Genomic DNA, 18,608 nt, shown 5'->3' on the forward strand with positions numbered 1-18,608 from the left:
AGACGATGGCTGAGATGGCTGAGCACACGCCCGGTTCCCTCCCGAACGGCGGTGCGGTACCCGCCGACAGCCGGATCGCGGTCATCGGCCTCTCCTGCCGTCTGCCACAGGCCCCGGACCCCGAGGCCCTGTGGCGGCTGCTCGGGGACGGGACCGACGCCGTCACCCCCGTCCCCGCGGACCGCCTGGACCCCGCCGTCTTCTACGACCCGGACCCCGCCGCGCCCGGCCGCACCAACAGCCGCTGGGGCGGCCACCTCGACCGCGTGGACGCCTTCGACCCGGCGTTCTTCGGGATCTCCCCGCGCGAGGCCGCCGCCATGGACCCGCAGCAGCGCCTCGTCCTGGAGCTGGCCTGGGAGGCCCTGGAGCACGCCGGGATCGTTCCGTCGGCGCTGCGCGGGGAGCACGCCGGGGTGTTCGTCGGCGCCATGTGGGACGACTACGCCACCCTCTCCCACCGGCTCGGCCCGGAGTCGATCGGCCGGCACACCATCACCGGCCTGCACCGCAGCGTCCTCGCCAACCGGCTGTCGTACCTGCTGGGGCTGCGCGGCCCGAGCCTGACCGTGGACACCGGCCAGTCCTCCTCGCTCGTCGCCGTGCACCTGGCCTGCGAGAGCCTGCGCACCGGCGAGTCGAGCGTGGCCCTCGTCGGCGGGGTCAACCTGGCGCTCGCCCCGGAGAGCACCGTCACGGCGGCCAAGTTCGGCGGACTGTCCCCCGACGGCCGCTGCTTCACCTTCGACGCCCGCGCCAACGGGTTCGTCCGCGGCGAGGGCGGCGGCGTCGTCGTCCTCAAGCCCCTCGCGCGGGCGCTGGCCGACGGCGACCGGGTGCTCGGCGTCATCGCGGGCAGCGCCGTCAACAACGACGGCGGGGGCGAGGGCCTGACCGCGCCCAGCCGCGAGGGCCAGGAGGACGTGCTCCGCCGCGCCTACGAGCGGGCCGGCGTCGACCCGCTCGCGGTCCAGTACGTGGAGCTGCACGGCACGGGGACGGCGGTCGGGGACCCGGTGGAGGCGGCCGCGCTGGGCGCGGTCCTCGGGGCCGGCCGGCCGGCCGGGCGGCCGCTGCTCGTCGGCTCGGTGAAGACGAACATCGGGCACCTGGAGGGCGCCGCCGGTATCGCGGGCCTGATCAAGACCCTGCTGAGCCTGGGCCGGCGCACGCTGCCGCCGAGCCTGCACTTCGAGACGCCGAACCCGGACATCCCGCTGGAGGAGCTGCGGCTGGAGGTGGTGACCGGGCTGCGGCCGTGGGCGTTGCCGGACCGGCCGCTCGTGGCCGGCGTCAGCTCGTTCGGGATGGGCGGGACGAACTGCCACGTGGTGCTGGAGGAGGCCCCGCGCGAGGTCCCGGCGGCCGCCCCGGAGGCACCGGCCGCGCACCCGCTCCCGTACACGGTCTCCGGCACCACGCCGGAGGCGCTGCGCGCGCAGGCGCTGCGGCTGCGCGACTGGCTGGACGGGGACGCGGCGGCCGCCGCCGGGCCGGCCGGGCTGAGCCGGGCCCTGGCCGGCACCCGTACGGCCTTCGAACACCGGGCGGTGGTCGTCGCCGCCGACCGCGAGGAGCTGGCCCGGGGGCTGGACGCGCTGGCCCGGGACCAGCGGGCGGCGGGCCTGGTGCGGGGCCGCGCGGGGCGGGGGGCGGGGGGCCTGGCCGTGCTGTTCGCCGGGCAGGGCAGCCAGCGGCTCGGCATGGGCCGGGGGCTGTACGAGGCGTTCCCCGTCTTCGCGCAGGCCTTCGACGCGGTGTGCGCGGAGCTGGGCGGCGGGCTGAGGGAGGTGGTCTTCGGGGAGGACGCCGAGGCCCTGAACCGGACCGGGACCGCGCAGCCGGCGCTGTTCGCCGTCGAGGTGGCCCTGTACCGGCTGGTGGAGTCCTGGGGTGTGGTCCCGGAGTTCGTCGGCGGGCACTCGGTGGGCGAGATCGCCGCCGCGCACGTCGCCGGGGTGCTGTCGCTGAAGGACGCGGCCGTACTGGTCGGCGCGCGGGGCCGGCTGATGGAGGCCCTGCCCGAGGGCGGGGTCATGGTCTCCGTCCAGGCGGCCGAGGAGCGGGTGACGCCGCTGCTGGTGCCGGGGACGGCGATCGCCGCCGTCAACGGGCCGGAGGCCGTCGTCGTCTCGGGGGCCCGGGAGGCGGTCTCCGGGGTGATCGGGCGGCTGGCCGAGCTGGACGTGAAGTCCAAGGCGCTGCGGGTCAGTCACGCCTTCCACTCCCCGCTGATGGACCCGATGCTGGACGAGTTCCGCGCCGCCGTCGCGGGCCTGGACTTCCGCCGGCCCGCCATCCCCTTCGTCTCCGCCCTGACCGGCGGCCTCGTCACGGACGAGGTCGCGCACCCGGACTACTGGGTCAGCCACGTCCGCGAAGCCGTCCGCTTCCACGACGCCGTCCGGACGCTGGAGTCCGAAGGCGCCACCGCCTTCCTGGAGTTGGGGCCCGACGGCGTACTGACCGCCATGGCCCGCGCCTGCCTCGCCGACGAGGCCGCCGCCGTCCTGGTGCCCGCCCTGCGGCGCCAGGGCGACGAGGCGCGGGCGCTGCTCACGGCGACCGCGGGCCTGTACGCCCACGGCGCCCTCGCCGCACTCCCGCTCGGCGTCCCCGCCGGCCCGGCCGCCCGCGACCTGCCGACGTACGCCTTCCAGCGCGAACGCCACTGGCTCAACGCCACCCCGAACGGACCCGCCCCGGCCCCGGCTGCGGCCCAGGCCCAGGCCCAGGCCCCGGCTGCGGCCCAGGCACCGGCACCGGCACCGGCACCGGCACCGACCTCGGCTGTGGCTGCGGCTGCGGCCCAGGCACCGGCCCGGACCCCGGTCGCCGGTGAGGGCCGGGAGGCCGCCGCCCAAGCCCAAGGCCACACGGGGAAGCCGGCCCAGGACCAGGCCCGGACGCCGGCTTCGGGTCCGGGCCGGACCCCGGCCCCGACGGCGGCGGAGGGCGCCGGTGCGGCGGCGGCGGGCGCCGGTGCGGCGGCGGCGGGCGCCGGTGCGGCGGCGGCGGGCGCCGGTGCGGCGGCGGCGGGCGCCGGTGCGGCGGCGGCGGGCGCCGGTGCGGCTGCGGCGGGCGCCCGCCGGGCCGCGGCACCCGATGCCGACGAGGCCGCCGCAGGGACGGCGGCGGCGCCCGGGCATCCGCTGCGCGAGCGGCTGGCTCCCCTTGCCCACGCCGACCAGGTGCGCGAGCTCACCGACCTGGTCCGTGCGCACGCGGCCGCGCTGCTGGAGTACGCGGGCCCGCACCGGATCGACCCCGCGCACAGCTTCAAGTCCCTGGGGCTGGACTCCCTGACCGCCGTCGAGCTGCGCGGCTCCCTCGCGTCCGCGACCGGGCTGCCCCTGCCCGCGACGCTCCTCTTCGACCACCCGACCTCGGCCGCCGTCGGCCACCACCTCGCGGACGAGCTGTTCGCCCCCGCCGCGGAGACCGCCCCGGCCCCGGCGCCCGGGACCGCCGCCGGCCCGGAGGACGACGACCCGGTCGTGATCGTCGGGATGGCCTGCCGCCTGCCCGGCGGCGTCAACTCCCCCGAGGACCTGTGGAACCTGGTCTCCGAGGGCACGGACGCCATCTCCGGCTTCCCCGCCGACCGCGGCTGGGACCTGGAGGGCCTTTACGACGAGGACCCGGCGAACCCCGGCACCACGTACACCCGTTCGGGCGGCTTCCTCTACGACGCCACCCGCTTCGACGCCGCCGCCTTCGGCATCTCCCCCCGCGAGGCCGCCGCGATGGAGCCCCAGCAGCGGCTGCTGCTGGAGGTCTCCTGGGAGGCCCTGGAGCGGGCCGGGATCGACGTGTCCACCCTGCGCGGCAGCAACACCGGCGTCTACGTGGGGGCGACGGCGCAGGAGTACGGGTCCCGGCTGCACGAGGTGTCGGACGGCTCCGAGGGCTACGCCCTGACCGGCGGCACCCCGAGCGTGGCCTCGGGCCGCATCTCCTACACGTACGGCTTCGAGGGCGCGGCCCTCACCGTCGACACCGCCTGCTCCTCCTCGCTGGTCGCGCTGCACCTGGCGGCGCAGGCGGTGCGGCGCGGCGAGGTGTCGATGGCCCTGGCGGGCGGGGCGACGGTGCTGTCCACGCCGGGCATGTTCGTGGAGTTCAGCCGGCAGCGCGGGCTGTCGGCGGACGGCCGCTGCAAGGCGTTCGCGGCGGCCGCCGACGGCACCGGCTGGGCCGAGGGCGTCGGCCTGGTGGTGCTGGAGCGGCTGTCGGACGCGGTGGCGAACGGACACCCGGTGCTGGCCGTGGTCCGCGGCTCGGCCGTGAACCAGGACGGCGCCAGCAACGGCCTCACCGCCCCCAACGGCCCCTCCCAGCAGCGCGTCATCCGCCGGGCCCTGGCCGACGCGGGCCTGAGCGCCGCCGAGGTCGACGCCGTCGAGGCGCACGGCACGGGGACGAAGCTGGGGGACCCGATCGAGGCGCAGGCGCTGCTCGCCACGTACGGGCAGGGCCGCGAGGGCGGTGAGCCGCTGTGGCTGGGCTCCCTCAAGTCGAACATCGGGCACGCGCAGGCGGCGGCCGGCGTGGCCGGTGTGATCAAGATGGTGGAGGCGCTGCGGCACGGGGTGCTCCCCAAGACCCTGCACGTGGACGAGCCGACCCCGCACGTGGACTGGTCGGCGGGCGGCGTGGAGCTGCTGACCGAGGCCGTCGCCTGGCCCGGGACCGGTGCCGCGCGCCGCGCGGCGGTGTCCTCGTTCGGCATCAGCGGGACCAACGCGCACCTGATCCTGGAGCAGGCCCCCGAAGCCCCCGAGACCCCCGAGACGCCCGGGGCCCCCGGGGCTCCCGTCGCCGGCGTCCCCGCGCCCCCGGCCGTGGCGTGGCCGGTGTCGGCGCACGGCGGTGAGGCGCTGCGGGCGCAGGCGGCCCGGCTGCACGCCCATGTGGAGGCCGCTCCCGGGCTGGGTCTCGCCGAGGTCGGGGCCTCGCTGGTGTTCTCGCGCGCCGCGCTGGAGCACCGGGCCGTGGTGGTCGGCGCGGACCGGGCGGAGCTGCTGGAGGCCCTGGACGCGCTGGCCCGGGGCGAGGCCGACGCGCGGGTGGTGACCGGTCGTGCCACGGCCGGGCGGCGGACGGTGTTCGTGTTCCCGGGGCAGGGCTCGCAGTGGCTGGGCATGGCCGCGCGGCTGATGGACGAGTCGCCGGTGTTCGCCGCCCGGATCGCCGAGTGCGGGAAGGCGCTCGCCCCGCACACCGACTGGTCCCTGACGGAGGTCCTGCGGGACACCGAGGGGGCCTGGCTGGAGCGGGTGGACGTGGTCCAGCCCGTGCTGTTCGCCGTGATGGTCTCCCTCGCGGCCCTGTGGCGGGCGCACGGGGTGCACCCGGACGCGGTGGTCGGCCACTCCCAGGGCGAGATCGCCGCCGCCTGCGTGGCGGGCGCGCTCTCCCTGGAGGACGCCGCCCTGGTCGTGGCCCTGCGCAGCCGGGCGCTCGGCGCCCTCGCCGGGCGCGGCGGGATGGTGTTCCTGCCGCTGCCCGTCGACGGGGCCCGGTCGCTGGTCGCGCGGTGGGACGGGCGGATCGGCGTGGCCGCCGTCAACGGGCCCCTGTCGACGGTGGTCTCGGGTGACTCGGCGGCCCTGGACGAGCTGATGGAGCGGGCGGAGCGGGACGGGATCCGGGCGCGCCGGGTCCCCGTCGACTACGCCTCGCACTCCCACCACGTGGAGGAGATCCGGGAGGAACTGGCCCGGCTGCTGGCCCCCGTGACCCCTCGGGCCTCGGAGATCCCCTTCTGCTCCACCGTCACCGGAGAGCCCATCGACACCACCCGCCTCACGGGCGAGTACTGGTACGAGAACCTGCGCGGCACCGTGCGCTTCGAGGAGGCCACCCGGCTGCTGCTGGGCACCGGCCACGACGTGTTCGTCGAGGTCAGCCCGCATCCGGTGATCACCACCGGGATCCAGGAGACCGTCGAGTCCGCGGGCGCGGGCGGCGACGGGCCGGACGCCCTGGTGCTGGGGACGCTGCGCCGGGGCGAGGGCGGCACCGGCCGGTTCCTGCTCTCGCTCGCCGAGGCGCAGACCGGCGGGGCCGCGGTGGACTGGAGCCCGCTGTTCGGCGGGGCGCGCCGGGTGGAGCTGCCCACGTACGCCTTCCAGCGCGAGCGGTTCTGGCCCGAGGCGGCGCCCGCCGCCCGGGGCACCGGGTCCGCCGACCCGCGCGAGGCGGAGCTGTGGGCCGCGGTGGAGCGCGGCGACGGCGCGGCCCTGGGCGAGGCGCTGGGCGCCGACGCGGCCCGGGTGGAGGAGCTGCTGCCGCTGCTGTCGGCGTGGCGGGAGAAGGGGCGCGAGCGGTCCGCGGCGGACGGCCGCCGCTACGGGGTGGCCTGGCGTCCGGTGCGAGACACGGCCCGGCCGGCGCTGCGGGGGACCTGGCTGCTGGCGGTGCCGGACGGGGGCGCCGCGGAGGCGGACGTCACCCGGGTGCGGGAGGAACTGCTGGGCCGGGGCGCCGAGGTGTCCCTGCTGCCCGTCGGCCCGGACGCGGACCCGGAGGAGCTGGCCGGGGCGCTCGGGGAGCCGGGGCGGCCGGAGGGGGTGCTGTCCCTGCTGGGGCTGGCGTCCGGGAGCCACCCGGAGCACCCGGAGGTGCCGGCCGCGCTGGCGGGCACCCTGGCGCTGGTGCGGGCGCTCGGGCGGGCCGGGGTGGATGCTCCGCTGTGGGTGGCGACCCGCTCGGCGGTGGCCACCGCCGCCGGGGATCCGGCGCCGGACGCGGAGCAGGCGCAGCTGTGGGGGTTCGGTGCGGTCGTCGGGCTGGAACACCCGGACCGCTGGGGCGGGTTGGTCGACCTGCCGGAGGAGCTCGACGGGCCGGCGCTGCGCCGGCTGAGCGGTGTACTGGCCGCCGGGGAGGGTGAGGACCAGGTCGCGGTGCGGGCCTCGGGGGTCCTCGGCCGCCGCCTGGTGCGTACGGCGGGCGGCGACGGCGGCTCCTGGAAGCCGCGCGGCACGGTCCTGGTCACCGGCGGCACCGGAGCCCTGGGCGCCCGCTTCGCCCGCTGGCTCGCCGCGAACGGCGCCGACCGGCTCCTGCTGACCAGCCGCCGCGGGCCCGACGCCCCCGGTGCCGCCGAACTCCTCGCCGAACTCGCCGGACTCGGCGTCCCCGCCACCGTCCACGCCTGCGACGCCGCCGACCGGGCGGCCCTGGAGGCCGTGCTGGCGACGGTCCCGGCCGACGAGCCGCTGACCGCCGTCCTGCACACCGCGGGCGCCCTCGGCGACGCGGTGATCGAGTCGCTGACCCCGGCCGGGCTGGCCGGCGTACTGCGGCCGAAGGTGACGGCCGCGCTGCACCTGCACGAGCTGACCAAGGACCTGGAGCTGGACGCGTTCGTCCTGTTCTCCTCCGTCATGGGCGTCGTCGGCAACGGCGGCCAGGCCGCCTACGCGGCCGCCAACGCCTCCCTCGACGCCCTCGCCGGGCTGCGCCGCGCCCAGGGCCTGCCCGCCACCTCGGTGGCCTGGGGCGTGTGGGACGGCGGCGGGATGGCCGGCGCGGCCGGGGAGCACACCCGGCGCGCCGGGTTCCCGGGCATGCCCGCCGAGCAGGCGGTGCGCGCGCTGGCCCCGGCGGTCGCCGGGACGCAGGCCGCGCCCGTGATCGCCGACATCGACTGGGAGGTCTTCACCCCCCGCTACGCGGCGACCCGGCCGAGCCCGCTGCTCGCCGAGATCGCGGAGGCCCGTACGGCGCTGGCCGGCGCCCGGAGCGCGGCGGCGGACGACCGGCCGGAACTGGCGTCGAGCCTGGCCGGGCTGACGGCCGCCGAGCAGCACCGGGCCGTGCTGGACCTGGTGCGCGCGCAGGCCGCCGTCGTCCTCGGGCACGCCTCGGCGGAGGCGGTCGCACCCGGGCGGGCGTTCAAGGAGGCGGGCTTCGACTCCCTGACGGTCGTCCAGATGCGCAACCGCCTCGCCGCCGCCACCGGTCTGCGGCTGCCGACCACGCTGCTGTTCGACAACCCGACGCCGAACGCCCTCGCCGCGTTCCTGCGCACCCTGCTGGTGGACGACGCGCAGGAGCGGCCCGCCGGGGAGGCGGCCCCCGGGGTCGCGGCGGCTTCGCGGCACGACGACGACCCGATCGCGATCGTCGGCATCGGCTGCCGCTTCCCGGGCGGGGTGAGCACCCCGGAGGAGTTCTGGGAGCTGCTGGCGGGCGAGCGGGACGCGGTGTCCGTCCTGCCCGAGGACCGCGGCTGGGACCTGGAGGAGCTGTACGACCCGGACCCGGAGGCGGCGGGCAAGAGCTACTCCCGCGAGGGCGGGTTCCTGTACGACGCCGCCGACTTCGACCCGGCGTTCTTCGGGATCTCCCCGCGCGAGGCACAGGCCATGGACCCGCAGCAGCGGGTGCTGCTCCAGGTGTCGTACGAGGCGCTGGAGCGGGCGGGCATCGACCCGTCGACCCTGCACGGTAGCCCCACGGGCGTGTTCGCCGGCATGTGCTACCAGGACTACGGCTCCCGGCTGCACGAGGCGCCGGAGGGCTTCGAGGGCTACCTGGTGACGGGCAAGCACTCCAGTGTGGTGTCGGGCCGGATCAGCTACGTGCTGGGCCTGGAGGGCCCCTCGTACACGGTGGACACGGCCTGCTCGTCCTCCCTGGTGACGGTGCACATGGCGGCGCAGGCCCTGCGGGACGGCGAGTGCCGGCTGGCGCTGGCGGGCGGGGTCACGATCATGGCGGCGCCGGGCATGTTCATCGAGTTCAGCCGGCAGCGCGGGCTGGCGCCCGACAGCCGCTGCAAGCCGTTCTCGGACGCGGCCGACGGCATCGGCTGGGGCGAGGGCGCCGGCATGGTGGTGCTGGAGCGGCTTTCCGACGCGGAGGCCAACGGGCACAAGGTGCTGGCCGTGATCCGGGGTTCGGCGGTGAACCAGGACGGCGCGAGCAACGGGCTGGCGGCGCCCAGCGGTCCCGCGCAGCAGCGGGTGATCCGGCAGGCCCTCGCCAACGCGGGCCTGGACGCCTCGGACGTGGACATGGTCGAGGCGCACGGCACGGGCACGCGGCTGGGCGACCCGATCGAGGCGCAGGCGCTGCTGGCCACGTACGGGCAGGGCCGTGACGCTGACCGCCCGCTGTGGGTGGGCTCGCTGAAGTCGAACATCGCGCACCCGCAGGCCGCGGCCGGCGTGGCCGGGGTGATCAAGACGGTGCTGGCGATGGAGCACGGGCTGCTGCCCGCGATCCTGCACCACGACGCGCCTTCCTCCCACGTGGACTGGTCCTCGGGCGCGGTCCGGCCGCTGGCGCGGACCATCGCCTGGCCGGAGGGTCCGGGCCCGCGCCGGGCCGGGGTGTCGGCCTTCGGCATCAGCGGCACCAACGCGCACGCCGTCCTGGAGCAGTACGTCCCCGCCGGCGGGTCCCGGCCCGCCGCGGGCGGCGAGGGGGTGCCGTGGCTGCTGTACGGGCGCTCCGAGGCGGCCCTGCGCGAGCAGGCGGCCCGGCTGTCGGCGCACCTCGACGCGCACCCGGGGCAGCCGGCGGCCGAGGTGGCGCACGCGCTGGCCACGGCGCGCACCGCGTTCGAGCACCGGGCGGCGGTCACGGCCGCGGACCCGGAGGGGATCCGGGGCGCGCTGGCGGCCCTGGCCGCGGGCGAGGAGGACGCGCCGGGGCTGCTGCGGGGTCAGGCCGCCGACGGCGGCACCGTGTTCGTCTTCCCCGGGCAGGGCGCGCAGTGGGCGGGCATGGCCGCGCGGCTGCTGGAGGAGTCGCCGGTGTTCGCCGCCCGGATCGCGGAGTGCGAGGAGGCCCTGGGCGCCTTCACCGACTGGTCCCTGACCGCGGTGCTGCGCGGGGCCGAGGGGGCGCCGCCGCTGGAGCGGGTGGACGTGGTCCAGCCCGTGCTGTTCGCCGTGATGGTCTCCCTGGCCGCGCTGTGGCGCTCCCACGGCGTCCACCCGGACGCGGTGGTCGGCCACTCCCAGGGCGAGATCGCCGCCGCCTGCGTGGCGGGCGCGCTCTCCCTGGAGGACGCCGCCCGGGTGGTGGCCCTGCGCAGCCGGGCCCTGGGGGCGATCGCCGGGCGCGGGGGGATGGTGTCGGTGTCCCGGCCGGCCGCCGAGGTGGCCGCGCTGATCGCGGACCGCGCCGACGTCCTGGCGGTGGCCACGGTCAACGGCCCGGCGTCCACGGTCGTCGCGGGTGAGACCACGGCCCTGGAGGAGCTGCTGGCGGCGTGTGAACGCGACGGCGTGCGGGCCCGCCGCATCCCCGTCGACTACGCCTCCCACTCCCCCTACGTGGAGGAGATCCGCGCGGAACTCGCCGCGCTGCTCGCCCCGGTCACCGCGAAGGCGGCCGACATCCCGTTCTACTCGACGGTCACCGGCGAACCGGTCGACACCACCCGGCTGACCGGCGACTACTGGTACGAGAACCTGCGCGGCACCGTGCAGTTCGAACGGGCCACCCGGCTGCTGCTGGAGCACGGCCACCGGTTCTTCGTCGAGGTCAGCCCGCACCCGGTGCTGGTCTCCGGGGTGCAGGACACCGCCGCCGACGCGGGCGCCCCCGTCGTCGCGGTGGGCTCGTTGCGCCGGGGCGAGGGCGGCCGGGCCCGGCTGCTGGCCTCCCTGGCCGAACTCCACGTGCAGGGCGGCACCGTGGACCGGGCGAGCCTGTTCCCGGCCGGCCCCGGCGGGGCGGCGCACGCCGGGCTGCCGACGTACCCGTTCCAGCGGCAGCGGCTGTGGCTCGACACCTCCCGCGGCGGCTCCCCCGCCGAGGCGGCCGCCGCGCTGGGCCTGGCCCCGGCCGGGCACCCGCTGCTGGGCGCGCTCGGTGCCCTGCCGGACTCGGGCGGACTGGCCCTGACCGGCCGGCTGTCCACGCGTACCCACGGCTGGCTCGCCGACCACGGGGTCTCGGGGACGCTGCTGCTGCCGGGGACGGCCTTCGTGGAGCTGGCGCTGCACGCCGGCGAGCGGGCGGGCTGCCCGGCCGTGGAGGAACTCACCCTGGAGAACCCGCTGCTGCTGCCCGAGCAGGGCTCCGTGGAGCTGCACCTGGCGGTCGGCGCCCCGGACGGGGGCGGCCGGCGCACCCTCGCGGTGTACTCGCGCCTCGGCGCGGACGCCGACGGGCCGTGGCTGCGGCACGCCACCGGCGTCCTGACCCCGGAGGCGGACGGCGGCGAAGCCCCCGACACCGGCTGGTTGCCGGACGGCGCCGAGCCGGTGGACCTCGACGCCCTGTACGGGGCCTTCGACGGGGCCGGCTACCAGTACGGCCCCGCCTTCCGCGGGCTGCGCGCCGCCTGGCGCAGCGGCGAGGAGGTCTTCGCCGAGGTGGAGCTGCCGGCGGAACTGCCCGGCGGTGCGGGCGCGTTCGGCCTGCACCCGGCGCTGTTCGACGCGGCCCTGCACGGCACGTTCCTCCAGGGCGGGGGCCGCCGCCGGCTGCCCTTCGCCTGGACGGGCGTACGGCTGGCCCGTACCGGGGCGGGCGCCGTCCGGGCCCGGCTGACCCCGGCCGGGCAGGACGGGGTCAAGGTGACCCTCACCGACCGGGACGGGCGGCTCGTCGCCTCCGTGGACAGCCTGGTCCTGCGCGAGGTGACGGACGCCCAGCTGCGCGACGACCGCACCGCCGACCCGCTGTACCGGCTGGACTGGAGCCCGTCCGGTGCCGCGCAGGCGGAACCCGGCACGGCCTGGGCGCTGCTCGGGGACGAGGACACCGCCGGGGCCCTGGCGCAGGCGGTCGCCGCCGCCGGCGCCGCCCGGCCCGCCCGGTACTCCGGCCTGCCCGCCCTGCGGGACGCGCTCGGCGCGGGCGCGCCCGTACCGGACGCGGTGCTGCTGCCGCTGCCTCCCCTGGCCGGCCCGGTCACGGCGGACGCCGTACGGGCGGCGGTCCGCACGGCCCTCGGCCTGCTCCAGGACTGGCTGGCGGACGAACGGCTGGCCGGGGCCCGGCTGGTGGTCGTCACCGAAGGAGCCGTGGCGGCCGGCGCGGACGAGCCCGTACGGGACCTCGTGCACGCCCCGGTGTGGGGGCTGCTGCGCTCCGCGCAGACCGAGAACCCGGGCCGGATCGTCCTCGTGGACACCGCCGGGGCCTCCCCCGGCGCCCTGTCCGCCGCCCTGTCGGCGGCGGCCGGCGGGGACGAGCCGCAGCTCGCGGTGCGCGGGGACGCGGTGCGCGCCGCCCGTCTGGCCCGCCTCGACGGCCCGGCCGGCGGACGCGAGAGCGCCGGCTACGGCCCCGAGGGCACCGTCCTGATCACCGGCGGCACCGGCACCCTCGGCCGGCTCGTCGCCCGCCACCTGGTGGCCTCGTACGGGGTGCGGCACCTGCTGCTGACCACCCGGTCGGGCCCGGACGCGCCCGGCGCCCGCGAACTGGTCGCCGAGCTCGCCGGGTCGGGGGCCTCGGCCACCGTCGTCGCCTGCGACACCGCCGACCGGGCCGCGCTGGCCTCCGTGCTGGCCTCCGTACCGGCGGCGCAGCCGCTGACGGCGGTGATCCATGCCGCCGGGGTCCTCGACGACGGGGTGCTGACCTCCCTCACCGGGGAGCGGGCGGACGCCGTGCTGCGCCCGAAGGTGGACGCGGCACTGCACCTGCACGAGCTCACCCGCGACCTGGACCTGGCGGAGTTCGTCCTGTTCTCCGGCGCCGCCGGCACCTTCGGCACCTCCGGGCAGGCGCACTACGCGGCGGCGAACGTCTTCCTCGACGCGCTCGCCGCGCACCGGCGGGCGTCCGGCCTGCCGGGCACGTCCGTGGCCTGGGGATTCTGGGCGGAGCGCAGCGCGATGACCGGGCACCTGGACGAGACGGCCGTGCGCCGGCTCGGCCGGGCGGGCATCGCCGAGATGTCCTCCGCGCAGGGCCTGGCCTTCTTCGACGCCGCCCACGGCACCGGGGAGCCCCTGGTGCTGGCGCTGCGACTCGAGACCGCGGCCCTGCGGGAGCGGGCGGCGGCCGGCACCCTGCCGGCGCTGCTGCGCGGCCTGGTGCGCGTCCCGGCCCGCCGGGCGGCGGCCGACGGGGCGCAGGCCGCGGAGGGTGCCGCCGGGGCCGTGCCGGAGACGGCCGGTCCCGCCCTGGCCGACCGGCTGGCGGGCCTCCCGGAGGCCGAGCGGACGGAGCGGCTGGTGGAGCTGGTCGTCGGGCAGGTCGCCGCGGTGCTCGGGCACGCCTCGGCGGCGCAGATCGAACCGGAACAGGCCTTCAAGGCCCTCGGGTTCGACTCGCTGAGCGCGGTGGAGCTCCGCAACCGAATGAATCGAGCCACGGGGCTGCGGCTGTCGGCGACCCTCGCCTTCGACCACCCGACGCCGCTGGCGCTCGCCGCGCACCTGGGCGAGGAGCTGGCCCGCAGCAGGCGGCCGTCCGCCGACCGGGTGCTGGCCGGCCTCGGCCTGGCCGACGACCTGCTGTCCTCCGTTTCCGGTACGGACGGGGACCGGTCGCGCATCGTGGCCCGGCTTCGGGAGCTGGCGGCGAAGTACGCCGGATCCGGAGCGGATCCCACGGCGGTCTCGACGGCTTCCTTCTCGATCCTCTCGGCCGATTCAAGTGAGAATCCAGACACCCCGGTGAGCATCGAATCCGCCAGCGACGACGAGCTGTTCGCCCTGATCGACAGCGACGTGTAGCCGGCCCGGACGACGGCTACTACAGGAACGGGGATCGGCTCCGCGATGGCAGACACCGAGGAGAAGCTCCGCACTTACCTCCGCAAGGCGACCGCCGATCTCCAGGAGACGCGGCGGCGCCTGCGGGAGGCGGAGGCCGCGGCGGGCGAGCCGGTCGCCATCGTGGGGATGGGCTGCCGCTTCCCCGGCGGTGTCACCTCGCCCGAGGAGCTGTGGGAGCTCGTCGCCTCCGGCGGGGACGGGATGTCGGCCTTCCCCGCCGACCGCGGCTGGAACGTCGGCGCGGCCTACTCGCCCACCGGGCACGACCCGGTGGGCGGGTTCCTGTACGACGCGGACCGCTTCGACGCGGACTTCTTCGGGATCTCCCCGCGCGAGGCGCAGGCCATGGACCCCCAGCAGCGGCTGCTGCTGGAGACCTCGTGGGAGGCCTTCGAGCGGGCGGGCATCGACCCGCTGTCGGTGAAGGGGCAGCGGATCGGCGTCTTCGCCGGGCTGATGTACCACGACTACGGGACGGGCGTCGCCGAGGTCCCCGAGGAACTGCGGGGCTACCTGGTCAACGGCAGCGCGGGCAGCGTGGCCACGGGCCGGATCGCGTACACGCTGGGCCTGGAGGGCCCGGCGGTGACCGTGGACACCGCCTGCTCCTCCTCCCTGGTCGCCCTGCACCTGGCGGTACAGGCCCTGCGGCGCGGCGAGTGCACGATGGCCCTCGCGGGCGGTGCGACGGTCATGTCCACGCCCGTGATGTTCCTCGACTTCATGAAGCAGGGCGGGCTGGCCGTCGACGGCCGCTGCAAGTCCTTCGCCGAGGGCGCGGACGGCACCGGCTTCGCCGAAGGCGTCGGCATGCTGCTCGTGGAACGGCTCTCGGACGCCGTGGCGAACGGACACCGCGTCCTGGCCGTCGTCCGCGGCTCCGCCGTCAACCAGGACGGCGCCAGCAACGGCCTGACCGCCCCCAACGGGCCGGCGCAGCAGCGGGTCATCCGGCAGGCCCTGGATGCCGCCGGGCTGACCGCCGCCGACGTGGACGCGGTGGAGGCGCACGGCACGGGCACCAGGCTGGGCGACCCGATCGAGGCGCAGGCGCTGATGGCCGCGTACGGGCAGGACCGCGGGGCGGATCTGCCGCTGTGGCTGGGCTCCCTGAAGTCCAACATCGGTCACACGCAGGCCGCGGCGGGCGTCGGCGGGGTGATCAAGATGGTGCAGGCGATGCGGCACGGCGTCCTGCCGCGCACCCTGCACGCCGACGTGCCCTCCTCCGGCATCGACTGGTCGGCGGGAGCGGTGGAGCTGCTGACGCGGGAGCGGCCGTGGCCGGAGACCGGCCGGGTCCGCCGTGCGGGGGTCTCCTCCTTCGGGGCGAGCGGCACGAACGCCCACGTGATCCTGGAGCAGGCCCCGGAAGCCGGCGCCGTGGAGGCGGCCGTCGGACCGGCCGCCGTGCCGGTCTCCGGACCGGTCCCGGTGGCGCTGTCGGGGCGCTCGGCCGAGGCACTGCGGGCGCAGGCGGGGCGGCTGCTGTCGTTCCTGGAGGCCCGTCCCGAACTGGGCACGGCCGAGGTGGCGCACGCACTGACCCGCCGCTCCGAGCTGGAGCACCGTGCGGTGGTCGTGGGCCGGGACCGCGACACGCTGGTGCGGGGCCTGACGGCCCTGGCCTCGGGCGAGCCGGACCCGGCCGTCGTCTCCGGTCACGCGACCGGGCGGGGGCGGCTGGCGGTGCTCTTCACGGGCCAGGGCAGCCAGCGGATCGGCATGGGCCGCGAGCTGTACGAGACGTTCCCGGTATTCGCGGCCGCCTTCGACGCGGTGTGCGCGGAACTGGGTGGCGACCTCAAGGAGATCGTCTTCGGCGAGAACGCCGAAGCCCTGGACCGCACTGGAACCACCCAGCCCGCCCTCTTCGCCATCGAGGTCGCCCTCTACCGACTCGTCGAATCCTGGGGCATCGCCCCGCGGTTCGTCGGCGGCCACTCGGTCGGCGAGATCGCCGCCGCACACATCGCCGGAGTGCTGTCCCTGCACGACGCGGCCGTACTCGTCACTGCGCGGGGCCAGCTCATGGAAGCCCTCCCCGAGGGCGGGATCATGGTCTCCGTCCAGGCCTCCGAAGACCAGGTCACACCGCTGCTCGTGCCCGGCGCGGCCATCGCCGCCGTCAACGGGCCCGAGGCCGTGGTCATCTCCGGGGTCCGGGAAGCCGTCGAAGGTGTCGTCGCGCTGCTCGCCGCACAGGACGTCAAGTCCAAGCCCCTGCGCGTCAGCCACGCCTTCCACTCCCCCCTCATGGATCCCATGCTGGAGGAGTTCCGGAACGCCATCTCCGGCCTGGACTTCCACCAACCGAACATCCCCTTCGTGTCCGCCCTCACCGGCAGCCTGGTGACGGACGAGATCGCCCACCCCGACTACTGGGTCAGCCACGTCCGCGAAGCCGTCCGCTTCCACCACGCCATCCGCACCCTCGAAACCGAAGGCGCCACCACCATCCTGGAACTGGGCCCGGACGGCGTGCTGACCGCCATGGCCCGCCCCTGCCTCACCAACGAGAACACCGCACTCGTCCCCACCCTCCGCCGGGACCGCGACGAGGCCGACTCCGCGGTCACCGCCCTCGCCCACCTCCTCACCGCAGGCGGCCTCGCCGACCGCACCGCCTTCTTCACCGGCGCGCCCTCCGCCTCCGTCGACCTCCCCACCTACGCCTTCCAGCGCGCGTCGTACTGGCTCGACGCCACGACCACCCTCCCGGCCGCCGCCCGGGACGCGGGCGACGCCCGCTTCTGGGCCGCCGTCGAAGAGGCCGACGCCGCCTCCCTGGCCTCGGCGCTGGACCTGGACGGCACCGGGGACGAGGCGTCCCTGGACGCGCTGCGCGCCGCGCTCCCGCTGCTCGCCTCCTGGCGGGCCCGGGAGCGGGAGCGGTCGGCCGCGGCGGACAGGACGTACGAGGTGACGTGGACCCGGCTCGCGCAGGAGCCGGCCCGGCCCGCCCTGTCGGGGACCTGGCTGGTGGCCGTACCCGCCGGGCACGCGGCGGACGCCTGGACGGACGCGGTGGTCGGGGCCCTGACCCGGTACGGCGCCAAGGCGCTCGTACGGGCCGTGCCCTCGCACCCCGCCGGCCGGGCGGAGTACCGCGCGTTCCTCGCGGAGGCGGAGCGCGACGCCCCGGCCCTCGCCGGGGTGCTGTCGCTGCTCGCCCTCGACACCCGGGACCGTACGGACGGCTCCGCCGTCTCCGGCGGGCTCGCCGGGACGCTGCTGCTGCTCCAGGCCCTCGGTGACGCGTCCTCAGCGGCTCCGCTGTGGACGGTCACCCGGGGCGCGGTCGCGGCCGGCCCCGGTGAGTCGCCCGCCGACGCCCGGCAGGCGGAGGTGTGGGGGCTGGGCCGGGTCGCGGCGCTGGAGTGCCCCCAGTCGTGGGGCGGGCTGGTGGACCTGCCGTCCGAGCCCGCCGACCCGCGGGCCCAGGAGCGGCTGGCCTCCCTGCTCGCGGCGGACGGCGGCGAGGACCAGGCCGCGGTACGGGCCTCCGGCGTCCTCGGGCGCCGCCTCACCCGTACGGCCGCTCCCGCCGACGGCTGGACTCCGCGCGGGACCGTGCTCGTCACCGGTGGAACCGGCGCCCTCGGCGCCCGCTTCGCTCGCTGGCTCGCCGCGAACGGCGCCACCCGGCTCCTGCTCACCAGCCGGCGCGGCCTCCAGGCACCCGGAGCGCCCGAACTCCTCACGGAACTCACCGCGCTGGGCGTCCCCACCACCATCGCCGCCTGCGACGCCGGCGACCGCGCCGCCCTTGCGGCGCTGCTCGCGGCCGTCCCGGCCGACGAGCCGCTGACCGCTGTCCTGCACACCGCGGGCACCCTCGACGACGGCCTGGTGGAGACCCTGACGCCCGAGCGGTTCGAGTCCGTCCTGCGGTCCAAGGTGCTCGCGGCCCGTCACCTGGACGAGCTCACCCGGGACGCGGACCTGGACGCCTTCGTGCTGTTCTCCTCCGTCGCGGGCACCCTGGGCTCTCCCGGGCAGGCCAACTACGCCGCCGCCAACGCCGGTCTGGACGCGCTCGCCGAGCGGCGCCGGGGCCTCGGCCTGCCGGCCGTGTCGATCGCGTTCGGCGCCTGGGCGGGCGGGGGCATGGCCACCGACGGCACGGGCGAGGTGGACGAGCGGCTGGCCCGGGGCGGGGTGGTGCCGATGCGCCCCGAGCACGTGGTCCCGGCGGTCGCCCGGGCCGTCGCCGCGGGTGCCCCCACGACGGTGATCGGCGACCTCGACTGGGAGCGCTTCACCCGGGACTTCACCGCCGGCCGCCCCAGCGCCCTCCTCACGGGTGTCCCGGAGGCCGCCCGGGTGCTCGACGCCCTGGCCGCCGGACCGGGCCGCGGGGCGGACGGGGACACCGCCGCGACCGGGGCCGGGCTGCGCGAGCGGATCGCCGCGCTGGCCCCCGAGAAGCGGACGGCGGCCCTGGTGGACCTGGTGTGCGTGCACACCGCGGTCGTCCTGGGCCACGCGGACAAGCGGACGGTCCAGCCGCACCGCACCTTCCGCGAGCTGGGCTTCGCCTCCCTGACCGCCGTCGAGTTCCGCAACCGGCTCGGCTCCGCCACCGGGATGCGGCTCAGCCCCACGATGGTGTTCGACCACCCGACGCCGCTCGCCCTCGCCGGACAGCTCCTCTGCGACCTGGGGCTGGACGAGGACCCCACCGCCGCGCTGATCGCGGACGTGGAGCGGCTGGAACGCGCGGCCCTCGCACTGGACGAGGCGGACGGCGCCCGTACGGAGATCGCCGACCGGCTGCGCGTCCTGCTGGGGAAGATCGACCCGGCCGGGGCGGAGGAGCCCGCGGCCCTGGAGCTCGACGACGCCGACGCCGGGGACGTGTTCGCCTACATCGACCAGAAGTACGGCGCGCTCTAGCCC

The 18,608-nt window shown here is 77.2% G+C and carries 1 protein-coding gene and 1 pseudogene; both read left to right on the forward strand.

The genetic code is table 11. From position 1 onward, the window contains the following. The first annotated feature begins 5 nt into the window (after positions 1 to 5). Positions 6 to 13,664 (forward strand): type I polyketide synthase, encoded by a 13,659-nt coding sequence (locus B4U46_RS40200; RefSeq protein WP_420543184.1) that lies wholly within the window; start codon positions 6 to 8, stop codon positions 13,662 to 13,664. A gap of 6 nt (positions 13,665 to 13,670) precedes the next feature. Further along, a pseudogene (locus B4U46_RS35310) lies at positions 13,671 to 18,605 on the forward strand (type I polyketide synthase); the annotation flags it as partial. Positions 18,606 to 18,608: the final 3 nt, after the last annotated feature.

Origin of the sequence: Streptomyces katrae (assembly GCF_002028425.1) — a bacterium.
GTDB classification, from domain to species: Bacteria; Actinomycetota; Actinomycetes; order Streptomycetales; family Streptomycetaceae; genus Streptomyces; species Streptomyces katrae_A.

What these genes read in the sequence shown, in the direction of transcription:
- B4U46_RS40200 (WP_420543184.1), top strand. Translation starts at nt 6, where the DNA reads ATGGCTGAGATGGCTGAGCACACGCCCGGTTCCCTCCCGAACGGCGGT.